The sequence below is a fragment of the Bacillus sp. RC242 genome, from assembly GCF_044908245.1.
In the GTDB taxonomy this organism is placed as follows: Bacteria; Bacillota; Bacilli; order Bacillales; family Bacillaceae_G; genus Bacillus_A; species Bacillus_A mycoides.
On the sequence record NZ_JBIYCZ010000007.1, the window covers coordinates 88,421 to 114,502 of the forward strand.

General features: G+C 33.7%; 29 protein-coding genes and 1 tRNA gene. 8 read left to right on the forward strand and 22 right to left on the reverse strand.

Annotated features, from left to right (window positions below):
• Positions 1-15 precede the first annotated feature (15 nt).
• The 7 genes from ABH957_RS15380 to ABH957_RS15410 form a co-directional block, all read right to left on the reverse strand.
• Entirely contained in the window at positions 16-450 is a 435-nt protein-coding gene (locus ABH957_RS15380; RefSeq protein ID WP_404511582.1) for a hypothetical protein, read from the reverse strand.
• Positions 451-759: 309 nt separating this feature from the next.
• Positions 760-3,855: a type I restriction endonuclease subunit R gene (locus ABH957_RS15385; RefSeq protein WP_404511584.1), complete on the reverse strand. Its 3,096-nt coding sequence runs from the start codon at positions 3,853-3,855 to the stop codon at positions 760-762.
• Positions 3,856-4,998 carry a restriction endonuclease subunit S gene (locus ABH957_RS15390; protein ID WP_404511586.1) on the reverse strand — a complete coding sequence of 381 codons (1,143 nt, stop codon included), beginning with the start codon at positions 4,996-4,998 and terminating at the stop codon, positions 3,856-3,858.
• The gene (locus tag ABH957_RS15395; RefSeq protein WP_404511588.1) at positions 4,988-6,508 is read right to left on the reverse strand and encodes a class I SAM-dependent DNA methyltransferase; all 1,521 of its coding nucleotides are present in this window, start codon (positions 6,506-6,508) and stop codon (positions 4,988-4,990) included. The genes ABH957_RS15390 and ABH957_RS15395 overlap by 11 nt, the downstream gene beginning before the upstream one ends.
• A 417-nt stretch (positions 6,509-6,925) precedes the next feature.
• The gene (locus ABH957_RS15400) at positions 6,926-7,603 is read right to left on the reverse strand and encodes a hypothetical protein (protein ID WP_404511590.1); all 678 of its coding nucleotides are present in this window, start codon (positions 7,601-7,603) and stop codon (positions 6,926-6,928) included.
• A 383-nt stretch (positions 7,604-7,986) separates the two neighbouring features.
• A complete protein-coding gene (locus ABH957_RS15405) occupies positions 7,987-8,190 on the reverse strand; it encodes a hypothetical protein (RefSeq protein ID WP_404511591.1) in 204 nt (67 codons plus the stop codon).
• Between the two features lie 37 nt (positions 8,191-8,227).
• Positions 8,228-8,437 (reverse strand): hypothetical protein, encoded by a 210-nt coding sequence (locus ABH957_RS15410; protein WP_404511593.1) that lies wholly within the window; start codon positions 8,435-8,437, stop codon positions 8,228-8,230.
• Between the two features lie 231 nt (positions 8,438-8,668).
• On the opposite strand from ABH957_RS15410, the gene ABH957_RS15415 reads away from it, so the two are divergent.
• From ABH957_RS15415 to ABH957_RS15430, 4 genes are all read left to right on the forward strand, one after another.
• Entirely contained in the window at positions 8,669-8,998 is a 330-nt protein-coding gene (locus ABH957_RS15415; RefSeq protein ID WP_404511595.1) for a hypothetical protein, read from the forward strand.
• A gap of 115 nt (positions 8,999-9,113) precedes the next feature.
• Positions 9,114-9,824, forward strand: a complete 711-nt coding sequence (locus tag ABH957_RS15420; protein WP_404511597.1) for a DUF4145 domain-containing protein — start codon at positions 9,114-9,116, stop codon at positions 9,822-9,824.
• Between the two features lie 16 nt (positions 9,825-9,840).
• Entirely contained in the window at positions 9,841-10,041 is a 201-nt protein-coding gene (locus ABH957_RS15425) for a hypothetical protein (protein ID WP_404511599.1), read from the forward strand.
• Between the two features lie 589 nt (positions 10,042-10,630).
• Positions 10,631-11,383 (forward strand): S1 family peptidase, encoded by a 753-nt coding sequence (locus tag ABH957_RS15430; RefSeq protein ID WP_404511601.1) that lies wholly within the window; start codon positions 10,631-10,633, stop codon positions 11,381-11,383.
• Between the two features lie 725 nt (positions 11,384-12,108).
• Here ABH957_RS15430 and ABH957_RS15435 read toward each other — a convergent pair.
• The 5 genes from ABH957_RS15435 to ABH957_RS15455 all read right to left on the reverse strand — a co-directional run bounded on the left by ABH957_RS15435 (position 12,109) and on the right by ABH957_RS15455 (position 16,237).
• Positions 12,109-12,321, reverse strand: coding sequence for a hypothetical protein (locus ABH957_RS15435; protein WP_404511603.1), 213 nt, complete (start codon positions 12,319-12,321; stop codon positions 12,109-12,111).
• A gap of 678 nt (positions 12,322-12,999) precedes the next feature.
• Positions 13,000-13,806: a hypothetical protein gene (locus ABH957_RS15440; protein ID WP_404511605.1), complete on the reverse strand. Its 807-nt coding sequence runs from the start codon at positions 13,804-13,806 to the stop codon at positions 13,000-13,002.
• 348 nt (positions 13,807-14,154) lie between these two features.
• A complete protein-coding gene (locus ABH957_RS15445) occupies positions 14,155-14,763 on the reverse strand; it encodes a hypothetical protein (RefSeq protein ID WP_404511607.1) in 609 nt (202 codons plus the stop codon).
• Between the two features lie 367 nt (positions 14,764-15,130).
• The gene (locus ABH957_RS15450; RefSeq protein ID WP_404511609.1) at positions 15,131-15,778 is read right to left on the reverse strand and encodes a DUF4145 domain-containing protein; all 648 of its coding nucleotides are present in this window, start codon (positions 15,776-15,778) and stop codon (positions 15,131-15,133) included.
• Between the two features lie 261 nt (positions 15,779-16,039).
• Positions 16,040-16,237 (reverse strand): hypothetical protein, encoded by a 198-nt coding sequence (locus ABH957_RS15455; RefSeq protein WP_098817675.1) that lies wholly within the window; start codon positions 16,235-16,237, stop codon positions 16,040-16,042.
• A gap of 468 nt (positions 16,238-16,705) precedes the next feature.
• On the opposite strand from ABH957_RS15455, the gene ABH957_RS15460 reads away from it, so the two are divergent.
• From ABH957_RS15460 to ABH957_RS15475, 4 genes are all read left to right on the forward strand, one after another.
• Positions 16,706-17,068, forward strand: coding sequence for a type II toxin-antitoxin system PemK/MazF family toxin (locus ABH957_RS15460; protein WP_404511611.1), 363 nt, complete (start codon positions 16,706-16,708; stop codon positions 17,066-17,068).
• Between the two features lie 381 nt (positions 17,069-17,449).
• Positions 17,450-17,525, forward strand: a tRNA-Val gene (locus ABH957_RS15465).
• Positions 17,526-17,695: 170 nt separating this feature from the next.
• Complete coding sequence (locus ABH957_RS15470; protein WP_404511613.1) at positions 17,696-18,616, forward strand: tyrosine-type recombinase/integrase; 921 nt, start codon at positions 17,696-17,698, stop codon at positions 18,614-18,616.
• 172 nt (positions 18,617-18,788) lie between these two features.
• Positions 18,789-19,550, forward strand: coding sequence for a helix-turn-helix domain-containing protein (locus tag ABH957_RS15475; protein WP_404511615.1), 762 nt, complete (start codon positions 18,789-18,791; stop codon positions 19,548-19,550).
• 263 nt (positions 19,551-19,813) lie between these two features.
• Here the strand turns inward: ABH957_RS15475 and ABH957_RS15480 are convergent, their stop codons facing one another.
• The 10 genes from ABH957_RS15480 to ABH957_RS15525 form a co-directional block, all read right to left on the reverse strand.
• Entirely contained in the window at positions 19,814-20,671 is an 858-nt protein-coding gene (locus ABH957_RS15480; RefSeq protein ID WP_098016198.1) for a hypothetical protein, read from the reverse strand.
• A 96-nt stretch (positions 20,672-20,767) separates the two neighbouring features.
• Positions 20,768-20,995, reverse strand: a complete 228-nt coding sequence (locus ABH957_RS15485) for a hypothetical protein (RefSeq protein WP_098016197.1) — start codon at positions 20,993-20,995, stop codon at positions 20,768-20,770.
• Positions 20,996-21,037: 42 nt separating this feature from the next.
• The gene (locus ABH957_RS15490; RefSeq protein WP_404511618.1) at positions 21,038-21,676 is read right to left on the reverse strand and encodes an HGGxSTG domain-containing protein; all 639 of its coding nucleotides are present in this window, start codon (positions 21,674-21,676) and stop codon (positions 21,038-21,040) included.
• Positions 21,677-21,691: 15 nt separating this feature from the next.
• Positions 21,692-21,919, reverse strand: coding sequence for a hypothetical protein (locus ABH957_RS15495; protein ID WP_404511620.1), 228 nt, complete (start codon positions 21,917-21,919; stop codon positions 21,692-21,694).
• 28 nt (positions 21,920-21,947) lie between these two features.
• The gene (locus tag ABH957_RS15500) at positions 21,948-22,145 is read right to left on the reverse strand and encodes a hypothetical protein (RefSeq protein WP_078213998.1); all 198 of its coding nucleotides are present in this window, start codon (positions 22,143-22,145) and stop codon (positions 21,948-21,950) included.
• A complete protein-coding gene (locus ABH957_RS15505; RefSeq protein ID WP_078213999.1) occupies positions 22,132-22,326 on the reverse strand; it encodes a hypothetical protein in 195 nt (64 codons plus the stop codon). The genes ABH957_RS15500 and ABH957_RS15505 overlap by 14 nt, the downstream gene beginning before the upstream one ends.
• Before the next feature lie 78 nt (positions 22,327-22,404).
• Complete coding sequence (locus ABH957_RS15510) at positions 22,405-23,061, reverse strand: hypothetical protein (protein ID WP_404511623.1); 657 nt, start codon at positions 23,059-23,061, stop codon at positions 22,405-22,407.
• 333 nt (positions 23,062-23,394) lie between these two features.
• Positions 23,395-23,916: a hypothetical protein gene (locus ABH957_RS15515; protein ID WP_404511625.1), complete on the reverse strand. Its 522-nt coding sequence runs from the start codon at positions 23,914-23,916 to the stop codon at positions 23,395-23,397.
• Between the two features lie 19 nt (positions 23,917-23,935).
• A complete protein-coding gene (locus ABH957_RS15520; RefSeq protein WP_404511627.1) occupies positions 23,936-24,637 on the reverse strand; it encodes a LexA family transcriptional regulator in 702 nt (233 codons plus the stop codon).
• Positions 24,638-24,672: 35 nt separating this feature from the next.
• Entirely contained in the window at positions 24,673-24,894 is a 222-nt protein-coding gene (locus ABH957_RS15525; RefSeq protein WP_158081093.1) for a helix-turn-helix domain-containing protein, read from the reverse strand.
• Between the last annotated feature and the right edge of the window lie 1,188 nt (positions 24,895-26,082).

A 26,082-nucleotide genomic window follows, 5' to 3' on the forward strand; every position in this document is an offset into this window, starting at 1 on the left:
TATAATCTTTAGTAATTAAGAGCGCATCATTTTCCTGAACATTAATAACATAAAGAACTTTTTAAAGAAAACGTATATGATTAAATATTCTTCTTTCATTTCATCAAAATTAGCATTCATCGGAACATATTTTTCTACAAAATAGACTATAACCTCTTTGTTTTGCTCAATAAAAATACTAATTTCCTCAAGTGTTCCAGATGAATGCCTTTTTGTAGGTGTACCAAGCTTTGCCCAGAACACACCCTTAAGAATGTCACATTTGTTTACTAACTGTTCGATTATAATTTGCTGTGCATCTATTCCACCATAAACTGGAACAACATCTTTTTCCCAACGACTTGGTAGAAGAGTAATTTGCATTTCTTCAGTAAATCGAATATTCAATTCAAAGATTTCTGTTTCAATCTCATCACGTTCTTTTTGAACATCTGAAGGTGAGGCGATCAAAGCTCATTTTATCAACCTCGTTCTGTTATCAATAATTTAAATAATTATCGGCAAAACTTTAGTATTAAAATACTTCACTTCTACACTAAGGTGGCGAGTCAGATTATACAAAATTTCCCGAAAGTATTTTGATCAAAATGAGCGTTCTCTATTCCAAGTTTATAAACGTCGTAGCTTTAATTTAAAGCCAAACTTCCCTATAATGTAAAGAATTTTTCCGAATAACTATATATAGCATATACAATAAAAACTTAATTTGCTAATTATTAAAAATTAGATAAGAAAACAATTCCGTATCAAGTTACTAACTTATAATTCTAGCACTAACTGTTCTGACATCCGCTCTGCCTGTTCAATTACAATTTCAATCGCATCCTCTTGAAGATCAGGTGGATAACCATACTTTTTAAGCAGTCGTTTAACAGTTATACGCATTTTCGCACGAGCGGATTCACGTAAATTCCAGTCAATACTCATGTTTTCTTTAATTGACCTTGTTAATTCATGCGCAATAATTTTTAACGTATCATCGCCTAAAACTTGTTCAGCGGTTTCATGTGAAGCAAGGGCATCATAGAAAGCAATTTCTTCCTTAACCATACCAGTTTGTTCGCCACGTTTGTATGCTGCATCCATTTCTTTTGCAAGTTCGATTAATTCTTCGATAACTTTAGATGTTTCAATTGTACGCTTATTATATTTATTTAGTGAGTTCTGTAACATCTCTGAAAATTTACGCGCTTGGATAAGATTACTACGTTGAACATTTTTCACTTTGCCATTTAACAAACGATTTAATAATTCTACTGCTAAATTCTTTTGAGGTAATGCTCTAACATCTGCTAAGAATTGATCAGACAAAATTGAAATATCAGGATTTTCTAAGCCTAGTTCCTTATAAATATCGACAACATTTTCAGAAATGACCGATTTCGAAATAAGTTGATTAATTTGAGCATCCATTTGTGATGCTGTTTTCTTTTTACTGCCATCACCGATGGTTTTTACTATACTTGCCTTTACTGCTTTAAAGAAACCAATTTCATCATTCAGTTCCTCTGCCTCTGGAGTTGTTGCACAAAGAGCATATGCCTTCGCAAGCTCTGTTACTGTATTTAAAAAGCGTTTCTTTTCATCCTCACCTAAACCAATTACATAATCCATCGTATTCACAATCGCCTTAATACGTTGTGACGATTTTTCAGATTTATAACCTGAATAGTCGTGTCCGTGTAGCATTTCCAATACAAGTTGATGCTTTTCTAACATCAAATCAACAGCAAGTGATGTATCAACTCCTGCTGTTTTTCGGTCACTATCCGTATATTGATTTAAGGCTTCTTTTAAACTGTCAGCAATACCAATATAGTCAACGACAAGGCCACCCGGCTTATCTTTAAATACGCGGTTAACACGTGCAATGGATTGCATTAAGTTATGTCCTTTCATTGGCTTATCAATATACATCGTATTCATTGCAGGTACATCAAAACCTGTAAGCCACATATCACGGACAATAACAATTTTTAATGGATCATCATTGTCTTTCATACGACGTGCTAAAAATTCACGACGTTTTTTATTACCGATAAATGCTTGCCATTCAGCTGGGTCACTAGACGAGCCAGTCATCACAATCTTAATAACCCCTTTATCGTCATCATCCGAATGCCAGTCTGGACGCAGTTTCACAATCTCTTTATATAAATCGATAGCAATCCTACGTGACATCACAACAATCATCGATTTGCCAAACATCGCTTGTTGACGCTCTTCATAATGATGTACGATATCTTGTGCCATTTTTTCAACACGTGACCCTGCACCTGCAATTGCTTCTAGACGTGACCACTTTGACTTTAATTTTTCTTTAACAGATGTTTCTTGGTCTTCGGTAATATCTTCATAATCATCATCAATTGATAACCCTTCTGGTAATTCCAGTGGTATGACACGTGATTCATAGAAAATTTTTACCGTTGCGCCATCTTCGACAGCTTGTGACATATCGTAAACGTCAATATAATCACCAAATACGGCAGGTGTATTTTTGTCACTAGCTTCAACAGGTGTACCAGTAAACCCGATAAATGAAGCCTTTGGTAAAGCATCTCGTACATACTTGGCAAAACCATACTTCGTATTGTCTTTTGTCACAGTTGCACTAAAACCATATTGTGAACGGTGCGCTTCATCAGCCATTACAATAACGTTTGTACGAGCCGTTAAGCACGGCATTTCTCCGGTCTCTTCATCTGGTGCAAATTTTTGAAGAGTGGTAAAAACTATTCCTCCCGATTCCACGCTTAATAACTCTCTTAAACTATCACGTGATTCAGCTTGGCTCGGTGTTTGACGTAAAATATCTTTGGACATTGAAAATGTTTTATAGAGTTGATCATCTAAGTCGTTTCGATCAGTTAATACAACAAGTGTTGGGTTGTTCATCGCTTTAATGAGCTTCCCAGCATAGAATACCATCGACAAACTTTTACCAGATCCTTGCGTATGCCACACGACACCAATTTTATGATCACCATCTTGAGCTGTTGCAATTTTTGCTTTTTTAACAGCTTTATTTACAGCATGATATTGGTGATATGCTGCTAAAATTTTGAATGTATCAATACCATCAGTTTGAAATAAAATAAAGTTTTGCACAACATCAAGCAAACGACTAGGCTCAAGCATCCCTTTAATCATCACTTCAAGTTGTGGTTCAGCAAGGCTAGCTAATGCTTCACCATCTACCGTACGCCACTTCATAAAACGTTCTTCATTTGCTGTTAATGAACCAACACGTGCATTAATACCATCACTCGCAATTAAGAATGCATTGTAACGGAATAATGTTGAAATAGCTTGTTTATAAGTTTGCAATTGATTGTAAGCATCGGTAATATCAACATCTTCATTCGTCGCATTTTTAAGTTCAATGACAACGATCGGCAGTCCATTGACGAACACGATAATGTCAGGACGTTTATTGGATTGTCCTTCAATGACTGTAAACTGGTTCACAGCCATAAAATCATTTTTTTTAGGATTTTCAAAATCGAATATAAACACTGATACAGTTGGATTGTAACCATCTGTACCTTGTGTTTGTATTTCAATACCTTCTGTTACAAATTTATGGAATTGCTTGTTATTGAGAACGATGTTTGGAGAAGCATTTGCAATAATCTTTTGAATCGCTTCTTCAATGACTTTCCGCTCTAGCGTTGGATTAATCTTTTGTAACGAATCACGTAATCGGTCAACTAACACAACATCATGGAAGCTTTCACGCTCAGCGTAATCACCATCTGGTGCAATATCTGGACCTTCGACAATTTCATAATCCATTTCTTCTAACCATTCAAGTGCTGCTATTTCTAACTCTGATTCGTTATACTTAAACAACTAATCCACCACCAATTCATCGGATATTTCGATTTCTCCTGATAATAGCTTTGGGAGAAGTGTATCTCGGAGTTCAGAAAGCTGTTGATTTTCTTTTAATAAATTATTAATTTTTTCATACATAGGATTGAGTATTTTTTCGAACTTTCGAACTAAAACAGGGTCTGGAATTATCGCTTTTGTATTATACACAAATTCTCTGTTTAGTCCTGGAACTGCAGAATCATTATTCGCTTGTGTAAAATCATACTGTTTGAAAAATTGATGTAAAAAATTGATTGGATAAGTTTTGCTTTCTACATAATAAACTGTATCAATTGGATAAAAATTGTTCGCTTCTAAATACAAAGTTCCAATAGAACCTTTTCGCCCAATAATTAAACCAGGCCCTTTTATTAAATACTCTTTATGAGTTCCTGTAATACCACCAGATCCATATACAGGATATGAGCCCGGAATACGATTTTTCTTAGTTAAAGCTTTACCATACTTTAATTCACAAAAATCTTTAATAGTACCCGTATTGAAAATTATTGGTATCTCTCCTAACTCACTTTCCACCATTTCGTCACCACTTGATTTATAGGGTTGTCCTAGTTCATTTGGAAATTCAAAATTGATAAACCAGTGTTTGAACAGGGTTTGAGAAAGATGTTCTAAATTAGAAATAATATCTTGATTTAAGCTAATTTTAGAGTCTATTTTAGCTAATATTTGACCAATTAATTTCATTTGATGATTATCTTTAGGATAGTTAATTTCTAATCTATCTAAAATTGTTTTAGTTAGAAATTTCGTAGCACTTCCTATGGATAGATTCTTTAAATAATTCAATTTATACAACAAATAATAGTATAAATAAGTGTTGTCAATAATATCATTGTTTTTTGATGCCATAACATACGTTCTTTGATAAGCATTAAATTTACCCTCATATCGTTTCAATGGGAACTTACCATTAGCGTTATTTCCTCCTAAAATTACAGCATCTTGATCAAAAGCGTACGTACTTATTTTAAAAACCTCTGGTGAACAGGTAAAGAAAGGATATACTCCATCATCTTCAGCAGCGTTAGAATTTAAACGTCCAGTCTTATAATCACATATATCCTTTAATAAAATTTTTTCCCATTTAGATTCCATACCCAATCCCCCCTAGTACTCGGCGGATTTGTTCTTCTAGCTCTTTTGATTTAGCGAATTGCTCTGATAAATCACCTGTTAAGCGTGCCATTTTTTCTTCAAATGGTTCACCATCATCTTCTCGCTCTACTAAGCCTACATAGCGGCCGGGAGTTAAAATATAGTCATTGTCACGTACTTCTTCGAGCGTCGATTCTTTACAGAAACCCATTTCATCCGAATACTCTTTCTCATTCGTACCACGCCAAGCATGGAATGTATTGGCTACTTTTTTAATATCTTCTTCACTAAATTCTTTATGTGTACGATCTGCCATAAAACCAAGATTACGTGCATCAATAAATAAAACCCTATTATTACGTTCACGTTTTCCTATTTTTGTTTTATTTTTCGATACGAACCATAAGCATACGGGAATTTGTGTCGAATAGAATAATTGACCAGGTAGGGTAACAATACATTCGACTAAATCATTTTCGATAAGGCTGTTACGAATTTCTCTTTCGCCACCTGTATTTGAAGACATCGAACCGTTTGCTAAAACGAAGCCTGCTGTTCCTGCTGGAGCAAGTTTTGAAATCATATGCTGCACCCATGCATAGTTAGCATTTCCTTTTGGTGGAATACCATATTGCCAACGAACATCATCTTTTAGTTTTTCTCCTCCCCAGTCACTAATGTTAAATGGTGGGTTGGCTAAAATATAATCAGCTTTTAATCCTTTATGTAGGTCATTATGGAATGTATCCGCATTGTGAGCTCCCAAGTTACCATCTATACCACGAATTGCTAAGTTCATTTTACAAAGTTTCCATGTTGTTGGATTCGATTCTTGACCATAGATTGATAAATTATCAATACGTCCTTGATGTTCTTTTACGAATTTTGATGATTGTACAAACATACCACCTGAACCACATGCCGGATCATATACACGACCTTTATATGGCTCTAACATTTCAACAAGTAACTGTACAATAGTTGAAGGTGTATAGAATTCCCCACCATTTTTACCTTCTGCACTTGCAAATTTACTTAAGAAATATTCATATACTCGACCTAAAATATCTTTTGAGCGACTTTCTTCATCACCGACTTTGAATGAAAATAAGTCGATTGTCTCACCTAAACGTGTTTTATCTAACTCTGGACGTGCAAATGATTTTGGTAGTACCCCAACAAGTGAAGAGTTTTCCTTTTCGATTGCAACCATTGCCGCATCAATTAATTGACCAATTTCAGGTTTTTTTGCATTGTCTTTGATGAATGTCCAACGTGCTTCTTGAGGTACAAAGAAAATATTCTCTGCTACATATTCATCGCGATCCTCTTCATCTGCCCATTCGTCTGTTTTTAATTCCTCGTATTTTTCTTCAAAAGCATCCGATACATATTTTAAAAATAGCAATCCTAATACAACGTTTTTATATTCACCTGAATCCATTGATCCACGTAATTTATCTGCCATCTGCCATAGCTTTTCTTCAAATCCTAAGTTTGCTGTTGCCACTTTGTTGCCTCCTCTATCTACTATATATTGAATTAGCCAAAGCTATATTTCAATTTTTATCTATTTCTATATCCATTATACCAGTCATACTCTAAAAAAATAAGAAAATACAGTATCTACTATAAATCAATAAATTATTCACAAATATTAGCTTAATAATTTTCAAATTAATAGTTTGCCATTTAATTTAATAAATTAATTATAGAATGTGGGATGAAAAGAAGGAAACTATTAGGCGCCAATCAATAATAGAGAAAGAAAAACTAGTTAACAGCTAACTCTAATATAAATAGTATGCAGGTATAAAAACTTCATAAATTGTAGAAACCATACTACAACTCTTCCTATTATGGAATTAATGTATTCCAAAGTCCCTTTTAATACTAACAACGAATACGGTAACTAAATCAAGTAATATTAATTATAAATAATAATCGCCTTTTTATCATATTCAATTTCAAACTCAATAATCTTCTCTATTATTAAGTTTAAAATATTACTTAGAATCTCATCATTTAAATTTTGTAGGTCTTTAATTTTTTTTTGTGTCTCTTCTTCAATAATTAGTATTTCTGACTCCCAATAATCATAGTCGTGTACAATACTATTTCTTATCCGCCTTAAAGAATCTACCCTAGTTATTAATTCAGTTAAATCAACCTGCAAATCATTATTTAAACGTAATATCTTTTCTCTTAAGTTTCTTAAACTTTTATTCTTCCCAATAGTAATATCAATAATATTATTAAAAAACTTCTCTATCTCCGAGTAACACAATATAATAAATGTCATTTTTTGAAACTCTAAAAAATCTGTTTCAATACCATATAATTCGTCCTCAATGGTCATAGTCATTTCATATTCCGAAAATGTATACTCTCCTAAATACTCATCCTTAATTGTCCTATTTTCAGGATTTTCGATCTCTTTTTCAAAATCTTTAAGTTCTTTCCTTTTAACCTTAATATAATCTTCATAATTATCTTGAGAATAGTTATAAAACCTAACTAAATTTTCAATCCTATCATAAAAGACCATAAATTCTATTCGTCCGGAACTTGAATCCGCAATTTCTGTATAATTTAGTATAATCATATGCTCACTCCTTTTTTACAATAATATAGATAAATGTTTTACTAATATATTTTGACCATTACTATGCCTATTTAAAATCTTATGTTATATTACGATGCGAAATAAAAATAATCCATAATACCAAGTAAATGTCTTAATGAAAACACCTGAATTGATAAGAGATATAATCGCCATACTTGAAAATGAAGAACGATTGTATCAAGAGCGTAATAAAAAATAAAAGAACTAATACAAACGATCCTATTATTCGTATCAGTAGTAATAAAAATACTAACGTTGTCTATGACCATGTGGGAAGATTTGGTTTACAAAAAGGCAAGAACAAGAGAGGTACTACAACGACAGGAAATGATTAAGAATATGAAGGGAAGGGATATATATTTCTATATAGCCTTCTTGTTATTTTTTACAGATTCTCGCCAATCTTCGCATTCTTTTTTAATTATTTTTAAGAATACTTGATAATATTCTATAAGTTGCTCATTCTCCCCTTCTTCAAAAACACGTTGTCTTTCATGAATCCCTTCTATATTTTCTATTTCACTGATAATTAATTCGTCTAATAAATGATAGATTTCATATAACAAGAGACAAATCTGTTCCAAGTATTTACTGATTTTAAATTTAAATCCATAATGTATATTCCAATCTAATATATATAACATCAAAATATAACATTTTGCTAAATACTACAATTTTTGGGGCTTCTATCTTATTATGATTATCCCTTCTCATTTTTTCTTCATCCCATTTTCGTTGTCTGTTAGAATACCGAATGTTATTCCCCCCTACAACAACCCCTAACAATTGAATTAAAGCACTTACGTCATTCATATTAAATCCCCTGACAATTAATTTACATTATTATTTTATCACCCCAAAACAATAATTGACGAACTTAGGTTGTTGAATTTTCATCTTATTTGCAGGAATTTACCGTTATTTGTAGAAGTACATAAAGTTCAAAAGATATAAAGAGTTGCTGACATGGATTTTGAAAAGACAATGCGGAATTTTAATCACCAAGCTACTGGATTAACGAAATAATTTGAAATGAGAATTAGATTGGAAGAAGAAGAACAAAGATTAGTAAAGCAAATACAAACAAATTCTTTTGAATACCTCGAACAAATTGTTGAAAATACACAAGTAATAAATGAGATCATCAGTTTGTTAAGAAAAAATAATGAAATTAATGAGCGCACATTCGAATTATTTCAAGAAGTATTCACAGTGATTACAGCGGAAACTCCTGAGCAAGTCGATGGCATATTAAAAAATGTAATGAACAAAGCGAACCAAGCTAACGAAGATTTGGGTACGATACAAGCAATTTTGGGCTATGGGAAAATGATTGCTAAATTAATTTTTCCAGATTCATATATATTTACTTAAGGCTCCATACAAATACCAAAATTAACATACTGGTTTCACAACTCCTATTAACATTAAATTTCTAAGAGAATCTCTCAATTTGTGGAACTACATAAAATAGAGGTGGTAATAAACTATGACTGTACAAAATGAAAAAATACTAACATGTCATCATTGTGGTAATAAAACATCCATGAAAGAGATTGCAAAATATCAGCATAATGAAGATGAAGATATTTGGGATTATGATATTAATCCTTATACGCCGGTTCATGCTGTTACTTACACAAATGAATGGCGCCTTTTTCTATGTCCGGTATGTACCAATGTTACTTTAGAATACGCAAGTTATAATAGTTTGGAATTTAACCCTAAGGGCAATCATATAGTCTCCAAAAAATTATTATACCCAGTTACAACTATAGAAGTAAATTACATTCCTAAACATGTTGCAAAAGCTTTTGAAGCTGCATTAAAGGTAAGACAAATTGATGGTGCAATATGTGCTATTGCTATCCGTAGAACTCTTGAAATGATGTGCAAGGACAAAGGAGAAGAAGGCAGAAATTTATATTCAATGTTAAAATCTTTATCAGACAAAGGCGTATTACCTCCAATTTTAAACGACATGGCAAGTGTTTTGAGGGAAATTGGAAATGCAGCTGCTCATGCAGATGAAGCTAATTTCCATCATGATTTAGTACCTTCAATGATTGAGTTCACTAATATCATTTTAGATTATGTTTACAACCTGCCGAAACGAATTGAACAAATTCAAGATAGAATCGGCAAAAAAACTACTGAAATTGCCACAAAAACAAATACTGAATTAACAACAAAAGCATAAAGTAGGAGTATTACGGATGGATTTAATTGCAATTTCAACAGAAGACACAATATCGATCACTAAATATCGTTCGTTGACACAAGATGACGAACCCCAAAGAAAGGCTATCTCAATAACAGCTGGTTATTTCCAAAGGTTGTTATTACATTCTAAGGAAGGACGAGAACGTGCATTAGCCTTTCGTGAAGTTTTAGCAGACGAAAAGCTGCATTTATAAAAATAAACACTGAATTTTATGTTGTTCTGAGTACCTTATACTTGCTATTAATAAGATACTTTTTGTTAAATCATAAGTACAATTCATATTTCTACTAATTAATTCAAAATTTTATTAAATATCTAATTCCAACAATTACTTACCTAATCCTGCTTTTTTGGTGGAAAGCCCCCATACTGTCTATGTGTACGACAACACACGTGAAAATTATGTGTATAGACAGAGTCATAGTCTATACACACGTGGTAATTATTTGATCTGATTGTGGGTGCAAGATACACCTATGTGTAATGAATCTTTTATATCTAATTTACCTATCTAAATTAAATGTCCATAAAGGTAAAGTAGTAATGAATTTAATTCCTAAAACCTTGATATAACTACGTTCTCTTTTGTACTTGTTCATTGCCATTCCAGTTTAGTCCATTGGCAATACACCTCCAATAATGAAACGCTGTCATTATTCCTAAAAGATAAACTTGATATTTTTTGATTCTATACCTACTATTCATATTTACTTAGACTTTTTTCATTAACAGTGATAACTTATATCTATTAGTAGTCTTACTAAGACTTAAGGAGGTAGCAGATGGTGAACTATATTGAAATTTATCGTAAATATCGTACGGCTATGGCTTATATAGAAGTTCAAAATCCTGATTCTACAATTGGAATAGGAAGTGCATTTCATATTGGCGAAGGAGTATTTGTTACAGCAAGACATGTAGTATATGATAATAAAATTCTAAAAATGGCACGCACCGAACAGAATTGGGATGAAGAAGAGAGTATCGAAATAATAGAAAAACCATTATTTCACCCTAATTCCGATATTGATGTAGCCATCATTAGAACAGCAAATTTTGACCTTCCTTTTATAGAAATAGGGGGACATCTAGATGATTGGATTAATAAGAGTTTTATACTCTCTAAAGTAGTAGTAATGGGATACCCACCAATTCCACTTTCAAAAGAACCAGCTCTTGTGACAACTGTTGCAGAGATAAACGGAATAATTGATACATATATTGGAAGTAACCATCCACAATTCATTTTATCTTCTATGGCTCGAGGCGGGTTTAGTGGAGGAGTTGCATTATTAAATGACGGATCTGCACTTGGAGTAATTACCGAATCTTTAGTATCCAATGATAAACCTGCAGAATTGGGATATTTTTCAGTTTTAACAATTGAACCCATACTTTCTTGTTTAGCTCATAATAAGGCAATGCCTAAAAGGATAAATGACTTTTGGAGAATAGAAGGATTCGAAAAAACAATTTGGGATTTCCCTGATGATCCTTTTAAATATTTATCTACTAAAATAAAACATATGGAGTAATTTTACTATTTATACAAAGTTAAATCATTAACTGTTTTGCGCGGCTATATCACTCTTAATGATTGTTTAAAACATTCTTTTATACAGAATAATCTCTTATAGGAATGGGGGTTTCTATCTATTATTTTGTATTTGAAATGCTCAATTAGCATACTTAGTTTCCAGAAAGAACTTCATTGTCAACATATTATTAAGTTACTTCAAAAAGTTGATGTGAATGAGTAGAAAAAGCTGTTTAAAATCACTGAAAAACTAATCAAGTAAAAAGATCACAATTCTCCCACTCTTCAAATATTATTATGAGTTTAAAAATCGCACGGTTATTCACCAAAAAACCTCTCTATTGACAGGTTTTTTAGTGGAATCACACGTAATACGTTTTAATACGAGTGAACATGCAGTACATAAAATTCAATTTTTATACAGTTAAATCCCCATTTTAGATGGTGGTTTAGTCAATAATTATTAAATTTCATTATTTTTTATGTTTTAAGTCTCGATTAGCATTAAGATTTCCCTCGTTACGATTTGTGTTTTTACGTTTTACCTTAAAGTTAATCCAAAACCCAAGTATCCACTTTACTTAGAGAAGGATTAATAAATAGAAATTTATTATATAAAGATACTTTATCAAATTAACTCTGAAATTAATCATCTAAGCAATCACATCGGACTTTTATTTCTCAGTTTTTTATAAAAATTTGTCCACTCAGAATCTTCATCCCCTAAGCTAAACTGGATAATTTTGGTCTAATCCCCATTATTTTAAACCATGCACGTTGTTTCTTTTGATGTTCTAAATGTTCTTGGTATACTCTTTCAAATCGGTCTGCAACTTCACTTGCAACCGTGTTAGTTGATTTACGCATTGCATCAATTTTTTTGACCAGCTTGTTGTACATATGGACAAGTAGTTTCTTTCCATATTTTATAACCATTGAATCTCCATTTTGTATTCTTATTTAAAATTTGTTTAAATGTTTTCCATCTGCTAAGACATTTTCATTAGTAACCTTAGATATTTCATTTTCTAAAATTGTAAGTTTTTTAGATTTTTGCTCAGTCCTTTCTATCTTACTGACAACAGAGTCTGTTTGAAACACAATAATTCAAAAAAATCACTTAAGTCAGCACTTGAAAAAGCTGTTTATAATAAAAGGAATCGTGAGATGGTGGATCAATTATGAACCTCATTAAAAATCCAAAATAATTACTAACCACTATCTTTGTTGAAGATTATAATTTAATAACTCAAATAAGATAAGAAAAATTAACCTAGAGATTTTTTTCAATACGAAACAAAGGATTTGGAATTACTGGTGCGGCAACTAATGCAACTCCTACATCCTCCTTGACTAAGTCTTCTTATCCATTTTATCCATGATTTCAATCCTTTTTATTTATTAGCAATTTCACAGAACACAACATAATCTAAAAACTTATGTTTTCTAGTGTACTTTAGTTAATATAATCATCATAATAAATTAACTCCTATCTCTTGAATTTATTATGATGATTATATTTTTACTTTTCTAGTTTTCCGTTTTGATACAATCAAATCAATAACAGAGCATAAAAAACTTTCTTCGTAAGAAGAAAGTTTTTAAAACGTTTTCTCACGGAATAAGTTCCGACAATGATTTATACTCTATTCTTAATCGCTGTCTCTCTATCTCATTGTCGCTCACCCCAATTAGTCGAGCCAATTGATAAACTTGCTTTTGGTTATATGCCTTTCCTTTATCCTTTAATTTCTGAATTAGTTCTTCTATAAATTCACTTTCAGTTGGATAATTTCTATTAAGGAGATTAGCTATCGGACTTTCATCAGAATGAAAATAAGGAAAATCATACCCCATCTTAGCCGCTACCTCTTTTAACACCACTTCTTCTATTCTCATTTTCTTTTTCACTGCTTTTTGTTCAAAACTCCCCCATTTCTGTATCGAAGGTGCTTTTTCAAAGTACTCTCGCCTTTTTAAATCCCATTCCACATATCGCTCTATTCCCGTAGCAACTAAATCGGTTCTCTCGGCAATATTACATGGGGGATTATGTTCTTTAATTAGGAACTGCTCAAACCAAATATGAGATTCTTTTTTTTCGAATTGATATACTTCTATCCGATATATATATTTTTCATACCCTGTATCAAATCCATTAAATTTCCCTGTATTAACATCTATATTTTTGCATATATAATTAGAAGCTTTTGCTCCGGTGAATTTCAAATGCTCTCTCACTCTTGTACCAACATCTCTGGTTTCGGTAATACCGGCATATATTATATCATTATGGTACCCATACAATACGTAAGCACCAATGAATTGAAATTCTGGGTCTGTTAATTTCTTTTCTTCCCATACATAAAGTTCAATTTTCTTCCCTAAAGTTTCTACTTTTATCTTCTTCCAACTACTCATCGTAATCCCCTTTACTTTTTATCTCATATTACTATTTTCCATTTTCACCATACTCATCCTCCTAATTAAATAAAAAGAGCATGGCTTCTCCCCCAATAGATACCCACTTATTATTTCATCTTTTGTAATGTAGTAGTTTATTAAAATTCCCCTTATAAATAAGTCTTTTTGCTAGAATAAATCTTCATATTAACAGCTAGTACACTCGTTAATCCTGTACTAGAACCAGCTTTTCTTTATTGCACTAACGTGCACAGAATCTATTAAACTAGATTCGAGTTTGTATATTTATATGGATAAGCCTTTACAATGAATTTCAAGTAGAGTTTGTACATAAATATGGGTCTATTATTTAATTAGATAATAAATATAACTGCTGAATGTGTGATTAATTAATAAATTCTCTGTAAGAATGCTATTTTTCCCATTATCAGCTAACTCTAATTTTCCAATGACAAAATCAAACCTCTGGTATTCCAATACAAATTTAGGTATTCCACATGTTAAGTAAGTATTAATTTTAATACTATGCCCATTTCTTATAGGTCCGATTTCTTTTACTAATTCTCCTTTCTCCATCTTCCCCACATCAAACTTATAGATCTTAATATAGCGCAAAGGCTGTGATGGGGTAATAAATATTCCCTCTACTGTATTATCCCCTACCTGTAATTCTTCAATTAAATTATACTGTTTATCTGTAGAACTATATGATATATCCAAACTCTCCAAAAGTGTCATTTCCATTTTCCTTATCAAAAATATCCTTCCAGCAATGTATGCAATAAATAAAATCAATGTAACAATTGAAGAAATAACACCTATTAACGTAATAAAATTCATTTTTTCGATTTGTTCTATTAACTTTAATATCACATTATTTAAACCTAAATGACCCAAAAGATAACCTAATATAAAAATTAAAACTATGCTTATCGATTTACCTAAAGATCTCATTACATCTATCCCTTCCTAATTCTTATATCTATTTTACTATAATTATTTAATAATCATTTTTTCTTTAAAACTATAATTTGATTACAAAAGGAACAGCGCACCCCTTGGACAACTTATTGTGCCTTTTTATTTACCTAATTATTCAGTTTATAGTTCATACTTTAGTTTCTTCAAAAGGGTATATTCAGTATTTATAACAAAAACTCATTTATTTATTATACGTTTCACCGCATCACAAAACTAACAATATTACGTTATGACCAGCCATCCTTCTGCTCAGATACCTGATTCTTTCTTTTAAGCTAAACAATTTTATCTCTATAGCTTATCTATAATCTAAGGTTTATTTACTTAAATGCTATCCCTTTTATGTCATCCTTCTCTCGATAAGGAATTTCAACTCATCACATTTGCTTCGAATTTCATATATATTTTCCAAGGTATGCTCTATAATTTTAATAACGATTACTAATTCTTCTTTTGTAGGTATTTGTAGATCATGTAATGCTTTGTTACCCATTAATCTAGGTTCATGCAAGATATTAGCATGCTGTTTTGTAAGAAACCCCTCTTCAAATAACTTATTTATTTTTTGTTCAATACTCCCTTTATTTATACCCACATTAGAACAAACAGCTTCAATAATCGCCCTAAGACATGCCATACTAGAAAAATATAGCTCTTTATTAAAAGTATCAATCGCTTCAAAATAAATCTGCTTTACCTTTAAAGGCAGAAATTTAAATTCTTGATAACTTAAAGTATTCTCCTGACATTCTGGATATGATTTGACCTGCTCATAGAGACTTCCAGTTTCATAATCTATATCCTCACTTGTTACCCAAGTCTCAGAAAAGGATACTTCCTCACACCCACTGCATTCAATAATTTTCCATGCTTCCTTAGCATACTCGATCTGCATTTGTGGAGTGTTTTCTGGTGTATATTCTCTGTTATATTCATAAATCACCAGATGATTAGTTAACTGTTTGCATTTGTTACAATATTGTCTCAATTAATCTCACTCCTAGTAATTATTACATTTTCACCTATCTCACTATCGACTTATTTTACACTTTATTTAATTACAGTTTCGTCTAATAAAAATACTCTAAAATTTTTATTAGACGGTTCCCTTATTCTAACCCCTTCATAATAGCTACTCATTATCTAAGTTCTCGAAAAGAATAATTATTTTTAGTCAAAAACAGATTACTAATTAAGACTAATAAAAAAGACGTAGTTATTAACTACGCCTCCCCCCATACTATGTTTTTTAATGACCCAAAAAGTTTGAAGCCCACTGATAGACACTATAATAATAAAGTGCAGTCAACCCAAAATAAAACATATTCACCTCAAACTGTCCTAGTTCAAGAATCTCTGATAGAATGAGAGCAACCTTCGGATATAGCTTTTTTAATGGAATTAAAGCAAACATAGAAATTAGATGGATTAACAGAAAAACAAACATTTAAACTCCTCCAGTTCATAAATTACTTAGAATACCTATTTATAGGAATCCCTAGGCTCATGCCCTTGCATAGCTAGTACGTAATTTAACGAACTTTTTTAATTTACAATGTTCACCCTACTGTGATATCCACTTATTTCATGTTTATCCAATATTCCCATTAGCCAAATCTTTCAGCTTAAATCTAATATAACAATCTAAAAGGCACTTGTAAATTATTAATATTAAAAAATCAAATTATTTTCCATACAATATTCACTCCCTTGTAGAGATTGAGGTATTATATTTTATTTTTTAAAAATTTGATACGCTGCTCACATTTCTACATTTTTATACTCTAATCTTAATGGCTCCCATAATTCTTTAATATCTTCTCTAATTTTAACAATATCAACTATTTCTGCTAATGGTAAGATATTTGTATTATATCATTTAAAGAAATTTAAATTATAAGAGTGTGAATACATTTTGAAGCTTGGCGATATTTACCTGTTAGAAATTCAAGGAGAATTAACTAATAATAAATTAGTCCCCTGTTTAATACTTAGTAAAATACAAAATAATACCACTTTAGTTGTCAGGATTAATACAAAGATACCAGATCAAAGTAAGTTACAAAATATTGTTACGATCGAACCCACTATCCCTGTCTTCCCTCATCCACCTTATATAGATTTTCAAAATACTATGTCCGTGCATATAAGTAGATTGAAAACTAAAATTAGCAAACTCGATCAAGATTTGGTAGAACTAGTTATAAAAGAAGTTACAAATGCCGATGGTTCTGTAGATACAATTTACACAGCTTCAATGACGGTGACGGGACGATAGCTCATGACTGAGCTCCATTATTTATGATTGTATTTTAGATAATATCATTGATAATTGCGTTGATATAAAAAGAAGGTTTGTAATAGTATTATGGACCTTCGAGGATAGTCGTAATGTGACCACCGTTTATTTTTAATGTAGGGAGTTCACATTATGAGCTCCCTACATTAAACTTAGACACTATATATAGTATATGTATAGGAACTTAGTGATTTAACGAGCACATTTTTATGAATGTTGTTCTTATATTATTTTGGATTTGCACTTCAATTCTTTGCTGACGCTTAAATAATACAATTAAAAACTTATGTAAGCTTTTATTCATTTCTGTATAATTAATTTAACATAACTTCCGGGGATGTTGATGCATCAACGTTAGTTTGAACCCCGTAGCTCATCAGGGCGAGCACTACCTTGACAGGGTGGAGGTCGTGAGTTCGAGCCTCTCCGGGATCATAAAACTCAATAGTATCAAGGCTTGAGAGGACATTCTCAAAAGCTAAAACTGTGGAGGTCTCCATCAGACACCACAAGTTAACAGAGGACTACTTCTAGTCGGCTAATCAGCTGGCTCAGAGGTAGTCCTCTTTTTTGTTTCCATAAAACTGAGAAAGGACTGAAAAGAAAATGCTACTTAAGTTTGCTATGAAGGATTTCAAGGAGGAAAAGGAGTTCGCTAATCTGTCTCCTCGTACAATTCAATCTTATATGGCTACCATGCATGAGTTCCAAGCGTTCTGCTCTGAGCGTGAACTCATTGACACAAGAGACATCAGAGAAGCAACTGTTAAGGGCTATCTCATGTATTGCCAACGAACAAGAAAAAACAACGTAGTAACAAGAAACACAAAGCTTCATCACCTAAAGATTTTCTTTAACTATTTACAACATGAGGACATTATCACTGAGAAAGAAAACCCTATTCGTAAAATGAAGCTGGCTAAAGAGGATATAAAAATTGAAGTCTTTCAAGATTACCATATCAAGCAAATGCTGAGTTACTATAGGAGGCTTAAAACAAGAGATAAGAGCTTATACGCCTACAGAGACCATACCATTATTGTTTTCCTTTTAGGAACTGGCTCAAGGCTTGGTGAGCTTATTAACGTTCGTTGGAGTGAGTTGGACTTAATAAACCAAACAGTAACCCTATTCGGTAAAGCTCGAAAGCAACAAACTGTCCCTCTCACAGACAAGCTTGTAAAGGAGCTTTGCGAGTACAAAGTGTTCATTGAACGTGAGATTGGAAAACTTCCAGAGTACGTATTTACCACACGAGAAGGAAAACAGATGAGCCCTAATAGTATCAAGCTCATGTTTAAGCGACTCAAACAGGTAATGAACTTTAATGATGTTCGCTTATCAGCTCATACTTTCCGTCATACCTTTGCTCATCGTTGCTTAATGGCTGGAATGGACGTTTTCACTCTCCAAAGAATGCTAAGACATAGCAGTTTGAGAATGACTGAAAGGTATCTTGCTCTTTGGGGAACTGCCTTGAGAGAGCAAAACGATAAGTTTAATCCACTTAATTCACTTGAAATTTAAAACAAATAAAAAGAGACCCCTGCTCTTAGTTTGGCGACCAGACAGGGCTCTCTCTCGAAGAAAAACTCAAAGGACTCAAAGGAGTCGAAGGAGCTTCCTTGTTTGCTATTGTATCATGCTCATTGGTACTAGCTCAAGGGGTGTTCCTTCTATAAAGATGGAGGACTATATAATGAAGGAACTCAGAAAATACGAAAGCTTTAAGTCTGTCACTGAGATGGACAACACAATTGATAAAGCACTCAAGGAGTACAACCTCAAGGATAGCGAGCGAGTTATCCTTATTAAGCTGTCTCAATATAGCTGTAAATTTGTAGGTGTAAGCTACATGAAAAACCAAACATTAGCAGACTCAGCAGGCTACTCTAAGCGCACTGTACAGCGTGCTTTAAAGCGTTTAAGCGAGTTGGGTATCATTACTCGTATTGAACAAAAGAGGGCTAAATCTGGAGGCTATGGAGCGTTCATTTGTGTGATTAATCCCTTTGAGTGTCACCTCAAGCTGTCATCTTGCCAAGAAGCTGAGAGTCCTACTCCAGAGGAGGCTGAGAGGCAAACTGAGGAGAACAAAACAATTATTCCTAAAGCTAATCTTCGAGAAATAAATAAACGTAACGAGCTCGATGTATCTTATTTGGACAACTCACATGTTCCTATTGAGTTTATTAGTGCAGTTAAACCTTTTATTGGCTCAGCTAAAGAGGTTTATTCTCTGTGGGGCAAAGTCTTGCTGGCTCAAGGGAAATACGCTCCAGACCTGTTAGATTCCACTGAGATAGCCATACAAGCATTTAAGCAATCTGTATTCGCTAAGAAGATGAAACGTATTAGAAAAGACTTCAAGGGCTATTTGTTTGGCGCTCTCGCTAAAATGTTTTCAGTTGAACAGAGAAGATACAACAAGGGGAACTTGTGGAATTGGCTAGAAGTGTAACTTTGTAGCGCCACACATTAGTTATTACTGTAAGTAATAGTTCACTTAATCTAGCATTCTCATTTAAGCTCTTAATCCCTTGAGCTAGCTCAATCTGGCATATGCTCGATGTTACTTCTAGGGTGGCATTGATGCTGGTATAGCATCTGGCACGTTGTTTTCTTGTAATGGCAAGCTCTTATGTGGTAAACAATGAGGTAGACCTTATTAATTTCTCGATTGAGTGCCACCTCATAAAAAAAAGAAGCACAAGATAGAAATACTCATGCTTCTGTTAGTTGCTCTTTTGGTTTTTCAAGTAAGAAGTCCACAGCAGTAAGCGAGTAGATAGCATTAAATAACCTTAAAGCATCTACCTTTTTCCAATTACTCGGAGTATCTTTACCATGAAGTACCCAGTCTCTATTTATGATTGGATAGCGAGTTGAGTTCTCGTCAAAATTCCCATTCTTAAATACTTCATTTAAGAAACCTAATACAGACACATATGCAACTAAATAGAGTCTATCAGTCGGAACTTCCTCCCGTACTACTTTAAATTGTGTATAAACCTTTGGTCTGCGGTAAGCTTTTTGGTGCTTCTCGAATTTTTGAGATATAAGCATACGTGCTATTCCCTCAACAATAATGAATAGGTTTGGAATAGCTACTAAATAGTTTCCATTCTCGTAGCTGTTAAAGCATTGTTCTAATAAATCTTTCCAACTCTCAATAATTTTATGGTCGAGCACATCTCTTTTCATTCTCATATATTCATGTCCATTATTATGACTAAAGTATTCTTCCATCTCTGCATCTATATCCTCAACCTCATAAAGCTCAACCACTTCACGAGGAGTCATACTTAATGGAAATGTCCAACCTCTTTCTCCAATCTTCTCAGCAGACTCCCTCCAAGTCTTCATAACTCCAACCCAGTCTATATCACTTAACTGTGAGGTAAGCTCTTTTGTAGCTTCACTTATCGCTTCATTTATTTGTCTGCTGAGGTCACCAACCTCTTTATACGTCTGATTTACATCTTCGATTGTTTGTCTAACCTCTTTATTTGCTTTTATGTATGCATTAAGTTCTTCTAAAAATCCACTGAAAGCTATATAACCAGACTTATTAGTTCCCATCTTTTTTCTCCCCTCAAATATTCTAATTCAATAATACCCTATGATTAGTAATTTTGTATAAAAAAGAGAGCCACAACTAATAAGCTGTGAGCTCTCTTAATTCAATCTAACAAGTGAATAATCAGTTCTATCCTTGTCGTTCAACAGAATGACTCTTTCTCTGTGACTTAGCTCCTTAGGATTGGAACTGCTGAGCTGTTGAAAGATAATGCTAGCTCGTTCTTTTACTATTGGTTTCCCCTCAGTTGTAGACAAGCAGATAATCGTATTTGCTCCAACATCAAAGATATTAAAACTTTCTATACCTAATTCTTTAAGACTCATACAGTTCTCCCTCCTCAGATTAATTGCGAGCTGGTTAACCTCTTAGTTTCCGTCTCCCATGTCAAACAGAACGTTTAAGTTTACGTCTTCACTTTTATTCTTAGAGTTCTCTTTAGATTGTCTGAACTTGTTGTTTAAGCCAAGAGTCTCAATGTAGCGAATCAACTTAGTTTCTGGGTCATTGTAGCTCTGTGAATCCTTCAAGAATGACTTAGAGTCCATACGTGCAACCTTAATCATATTGAGAGCGTATCTGTCTACGAGTGCCATGTTAAAAGGGTCGTTCTCATAGTTGTCTAAGTAGTAATCCATTAGCGAGTTATAAAGCTCCGTCTCCTCTTGAGTCAGCATATCTTTGAACTCCTTAGAGTATATTCCATGAATCAAGTTAGCTTTTGGGTTTAAATTTGCCAAGCTTCTTCTCCTCCCTTCCTCAGTTGTTTGACTAATAGACTTGCCTCCGTGTATATGGCAACGACCTAAAGTAGTTCCATCTTCTCGTACGTATGGCTTCCTCATGCAAATCTTTCCGTTACCCTGTACAGCTCCACAGATGGAGGGCTCTTTTCTGAGCTCCTTCCTTAGTTCTTTGAGTGCGTCCTCATCGTTATTAGCTTTAGCAGTTGCTACCCCATCAGCTAATCTCTTAAATTCATCACTTTGCTTGAATGGTCTTGTCATAAGTATCAACCTCCTTTAGTTTAATAAATTTAAATTAATTGGAATATTGGGAGGCTTAATCCAATAGGGACTATCCTCACCAAGGTAGTGAGCATGTTTGAGTTGGTAAGCTTTTATAGCTTCTCCCTCAGTGGCGTGCTCGCTCGTTTCCTTGAGTTCCCTTCCATAGTCAAATGCCTTATAAACCTCGACTGTGTAGCCTTCATCTTCCATTAGCACAATCTGAATAGAGACATATTCCATTCCCTCCCTCCTTTTTGTTTGTTCCTAATTAGTGAACGTATAGCCCTCTTTGCTGAGCTGAGTCCATTAGATTCATTAGTGCTCCAAAGCCATTCGTATTGTAGTAGCGTCTCTCAAAGTCCTCTAAAGCAAGTAACACCTTAGATAATTGCTTTGGAGTTCCACTTTCAGAAGCTTTGTGGTAAATCGCTAGCATTGCAAAGTACGTCTTCTCAGTGTGAGTCATTAGCAAACGCCTCCTTAGTTATCTTCTCTTGAAACATCTCAATCCTTCTTTCTGCTTGTTCCATCTTCTGAGCTAACTCTTTGTACTTAATCCTATACTCAAGAGCTCTTATTTCTCCCTCAAGCTTCATTCTTGCAAGCTTCTCTTTGAATAGTTGTTCTCTCGTCTCCTTTCTGCTCATAAGTAAGCCACCTCGTTTTAGTATTTAGTTGTTAAATGGGTTAGCCAAACTAGGGGAAGACCCCTAGTAGCCAACTAATTAGATTAACTTCTTACCAAAATACTTCTCTACAGCTTCAAGCAATTCAGCATAGTCAGCGTCAAGCTTTGCGTCAGCTTCTTTAGTTACTTTCTCCCAAGCTTCCACATGAGCAGGACTTTCTTGGTAATGAGAAGGCTGGAAGCTACTTCCTTGTGTATAGCCAAACTCTCTACTCTTACCGGTTCTATTATCAATATCTCTAATTAGACTAGTTGGGTTACCAGCTCCACCGTTACCTGTGAGACTGTTAATCTCATTGTCAACACTTTCCATCAACTCTTTAGCTTTATAGCCTCTACGACTATCCTCGTAGCTTATAGCATCTTGTTGAGCCAGATTCTCAATTCTGAGTTGTTCTTCCTCAGCTGTTACCTTTGCAATATCCTCAGCGATAGCATTCAGTTGTTCTTGTAGGTTTGCAGTCTCTTTTGTTACTTCCTCAATTGCTTGAATATACTTGTTAACTCGTTTCTGTGTAGCTGTTGAGTTCTCAAGCTCATGGTCTACCTCTGCAAGTTGTAAAGCGTTCTGTATTCTTGTTTGCTTGGCTTGTAGCTTACCAACCGACTCGTTTAACTTACTTTGTTCGCCTTGTAGCTTTTCCAATTTAGTTTCATTACCTTTTTTAAAGAATCCACCTAATAAGTTTTTCATAATAAAATCACTCTCCAATTAGTTTTGTTTAGCTTCCCTTTTCGAGAATGCTGGTCAGCCTACCAGCAAGCCTCCTAGCTCCACTCAATGAGCTTCTGCGCTATAAGCCACCTTTGTAGCGAAAGCTTGCTGAGAGGCTCAACAGCACTCTCAAAATAGGTCTTGCTCAATTTACTTAAATCTGTTAATTTTAATAGTGGGTAAATCCGTGAGTTTCTACCTCAATTATTGAAAAAGGTTTTGCTAACCCGTGCTATATTCTCAGATTCAATTAACAAGCTTACATACTCCTCAGTTGTAATACCTGTTTTGTTAGCTAAGTAGTTCATGCTCTCAAGTAACCCTCTCTTTGTCAACCACACTAGCTCCATGCTCACTTGTTAAATAGTCCTTTAAACTGTAAATCCATTTCTTCTCATTCACCTTCTTATCAACAAGCCAGATGTTACTAGCTACCGAGCCAACTACTAATTTATTTAAAGCAACTACGTGGTCTAGCTGAGTTGTCTCTAGGGTCAACACTTTACCACTTAACATGCATTTTCCATCTGCAAAGTTTACTAGCTCGTTGTACTCCTCAACTGTGAATGTTCCTTCAAGTCCTTTCTCAATTGCTCTGTCATTGACATTCTTAATCTTTCTAGTGAGTCGGTACTTTTGGTTAACCTCTCGTTGTATCTTTGTGTAGCATTCTCTGCATTGCGCTCTAAGGTGACCGCTTGAGTACTTCTGAAAGTCCTCCGCAAGCTTTAACTCTCTACATTCAGAACACTCTCGTTGTAACTCTGCGCTTGTCAACTCATCAACCAAGCTTAGTGTACCTACTCTGTTTTCTTTTACTTTGTGCTTCCTCATTTTGCCTTGCCTCCATTTGTTATTTAAAGTTTTCTATCTCTATAGCCTTGTTAGTTGCTTCCTCAAAGTTACTGTAAATCGTAAACATAAGTTCATAATTCATAAAATCAAACTCTTTGTAGGCTGTCTCGCTTAATTCATCGCCAGTAAACCAAAAGTTTTTAATAGACTTGTTTACTTGTAGTCTTAGCTGTTCGTCAGCCTCTACATAGTCGTACTTTGTGTGAATAGCTATTGAGCGTGTATCTATCTCAATAAGACCTAAGCGCTCTTTTACTTCCTCAAAGAACTCATCCCACTGAGTAAAAGCTACTGGATATATAACAATCTGTTCTTTCGTCTTTATATCTACTCCCCAGTTGTAACGGTTAGCCTTTTGAGTGCGTGTAGCTGTTAAATATCCCTTGTGAGCCAGCGCTTCAATATGTCTCTTAGCTGTTCTCTCAGAAACACCAGCAAGCTCAGCTAGTTCTGTGTAAGTAGCCTCAAAGCCACCTGTCAGCTTATCTTTCATAACATCAAATGTAGCTTGTTCTTTCGGAGTAGCTAGAACGTCTTTGAAGATAATTTCTAGGTCGTTTGCTTCTTGCTTAGTTAACTTTTCAGTTTCTTCCTCAGTGTGGCTGTTCATGAACTCATTGTATTCTTCCTCAGTTGAAAGCCCTGTTAAGCCCCGTTCGCTTCTCCAAGCTAAATAATCACTCCAAATTTTGTCATTCATAGCTTTACCTCCTCATATCATTTTTAAGTTTGAACTTATAAGCCAGCTTCCTCATGGTTAACTGATATAAGTTTTGAAACATCTCTTTCATTAAGCGCTACAGCTAGTTTGTTTAATACAACTAAGCTAATTGTTTTAGTTCTTTTAATCCGAGACAGTGAAGGCTCTTTTATTCCAGCTCGTTCAGCTAGCTCTCTTTGACTTATCTTGTAGTTATTACAAATAGCTCCAACATCAACATAAAACTTTTTTGTCATTTTCATATACCTCCTTCACTTAACATTAGTGTTAATTTTTAACCAAAAAGAAAAGCCCTACGAGTAAGAGGGGCTAACACAAAAGTAAATTTTCATGGAGAGCTAACCGTTAACACCAGTAAACAGTCAACTAATTTGTTACTACCCTAAGAGATGGTAACGAGGCGCTTACTCTCAAGCTGAGAAGGCTCAAGAGAAAGCTAGAACTTTGAGGAAAGCTCCATTGCATCTTTCAACTTAGTTGACCGAGCTAGCAACTTCTTAAAAGTCCCTTCATAGTACATATGAACAAAGTGTTTACTTTTTTGCCCTACACTTATATATAACAGACTTGTGTTTATTATTCAGAAAGTTGAATATACAGTCATACCAAGGGCTCGAGCTATTTTGTGAGAAACTGTAAGAAAAAATATTTAAAGTTTTTTAGTTTGGCTGGCTCGCTTAACCACATATTTACAAATACGAACATTATTAACTTACAGTTACCATATTGTTAGTTTTTACTTATATTCAAAAACCTCATATTTTGACACCCTGGGATTTTGTAAAGTGTCTCTTTTTAGCGTCAACCCTTGGTATATATAGCTTTAAGCTAGTAGTGAGGGCATCAAGCCAGCTTATCACTCAGAGTATTGACTAAAGAGCTAAAAGCTAAGAATTTGACTAAAAGACGAACCAAAGAGTTATACTATCTCGTTAATAACTTAAAAGACTAAAGAGTTATAACTAATAGCTTAACTAATTTGGCTATCTCAATATAGAAATTTAAATAATTAAAATCTTAAAGACTAAAGAGCTATAACTAATAGCTTAACTACTTAGAATAACTACTTTGTCCTACTCATATAGGTCTTTAAATATTTTAATACCTTAAAATCTAAATAGGTTTAACTAATAGGTTATCTAAATAGCTTTAACTACTAGTACTCATCTCAAGTAAATAATTAATTACAAATAACCCTTGAGAAGGACAAATAGTTTTAACTCTTAGTATCACCTAATTCAATTACTGAGGAAGCTTAACTTAAAGTATTAACTCTTAGTATCACCTCAATTAGTTTTGTTTTAAAATACCTTAAACCTCAATAGCCTTATGAGATGAAACCAATTAGTTTTAACTACAAGTAATCCTACTTCATTTACTGAGGAAGCATAACTCCAAATATGCTACAGAGCTGGTCTCATTTG

Coding starts and splice junctions, on each gene's coding strand:
- ABH957_RS15525 (WP_158081093.1), bottom strand. CDS start 24,894: ATGACAAAAAAGTTTTATGTTGATGTTGGAGCTATTTGTAATAACTAC.
- ABH957_RS15445 (WP_404511607.1), bottom strand. CDS start 14,763: ATGAGATCTTTAGGTAAATCGATAAGCATAGTTTTAATTTTTATATTA.
- ABH957_RS15400 (WP_404511590.1), bottom strand. CDS start 7,603: ATGATTATACTAAATTATACAGAAATTGCGGATTCAAGTTCCGGACGA.
- ABH957_RS15500 (WP_078213998.1), bottom strand. CDS start 22,145: ATGACTCACACTGAGAAGACGTACTTTGCAATGCTAGCGATTTACCAC.
- ABH957_RS15490 (WP_404511618.1), bottom strand. CDS start 21,676: ATGACAAGACCATTCAAGCAAAGTGATGAATTTAAGAGATTAGCTGAT.
- ABH957_RS15455 (WP_098817675.1), bottom strand. CDS start 16,237: ATGTTTGTTTTTCTGTTAATCCATCTAATTTCTATGTTTGCTTTAATT.
- ABH957_RS15425 (WP_404511599.1), top strand. CDS start 9,841: ATGGATTTAATTGCAATTTCAACAGAAGACACAATATCGATCACTAAA.
- ABH957_RS15510 (WP_404511623.1), bottom strand. CDS start 23,061: ATGAAAAACTTATTAGGTGGATTCTTTAAAAAAGGTAATGAAACTAAA.
- ABH957_RS15495 (WP_404511620.1), bottom strand. CDS start 21,919: ATGGAATATGTCTCTATTCAGATTGTGCTAATGGAAGATGAAGGCTAC.
- ABH957_RS15410 (WP_404511593.1), bottom strand. CDS start 8,437: ATGAATGACGTAAGTGCTTTAATTCAATTGTTAGGGGTTGTTGTAGGG.
- ABH957_RS15475 (WP_404511615.1), top strand. CDS start 18,789: ATGAAGGAACTCAGAAAATACGAAAGCTTTAAGTCTGTCACTGAGATG.
- ABH957_RS15435 (WP_404511603.1), bottom strand. CDS start 12,321: ATGGTTATAAAATATGGAAAGAAACTACTTGTCCATATGTACAACAAG.
- ABH957_RS15505 (WP_078213999.1), bottom strand. CDS start 22,326: ATGAGCAGAAAGGAGACGAGAGAACAACTATTCAAAGAGAAGCTTGCA.
- ABH957_RS15420 (WP_404511597.1), top strand. CDS start 9,114: ATGACTGTACAAAATGAAAAAATACTAACATGTCATCATTGTGGTAAT.
- ABH957_RS15430 (WP_404511601.1), top strand. CDS start 10,631: ATGGTGAACTATATTGAAATTTATCGTAAATATCGTACGGCTATGGCT.
- ABH957_RS15485 (WP_098016197.1), bottom strand. CDS start 20,995: ATGAGTCTTAAAGAATTAGGTATAGAAAGTTTTAATATCTTTGATGTT.
- ABH957_RS15480 (WP_098016198.1), bottom strand. CDS start 20,671: ATGGGAACTAATAAGTCTGGTTATATAGCTTTCAGTGGATTTTTAGAA.
- ABH957_RS15515 (WP_404511625.1), bottom strand. CDS start 23,916: ATGAGGAAGCACAAAGTAAAAGAAAACAGAGTAGGTACACTAAGCTTG.
- ABH957_RS15470 (WP_404511613.1), top strand. CDS start 17,696: ATGCTACTTAAGTTTGCTATGAAGGATTTCAAGGAGGAAAAGGAGTTC.
- ABH957_RS15520 (WP_404511627.1), bottom strand. CDS start 24,637: ATGAATGACAAAATTTGGAGTGATTATTTAGCTTGGAGAAGCGAACGG.
- ABH957_RS15390 (WP_404511586.1), bottom strand. CDS start 4,998: ATGGAATCTAAATGGGAAAAAATTTTATTAAAGGATATATGTGATTAT.
- ABH957_RS15440 (WP_404511605.1), bottom strand. CDS start 13,806: ATGAGTAGTTGGAAGAAGATAAAAGTAGAAACTTTAGGGAAGAAAATT.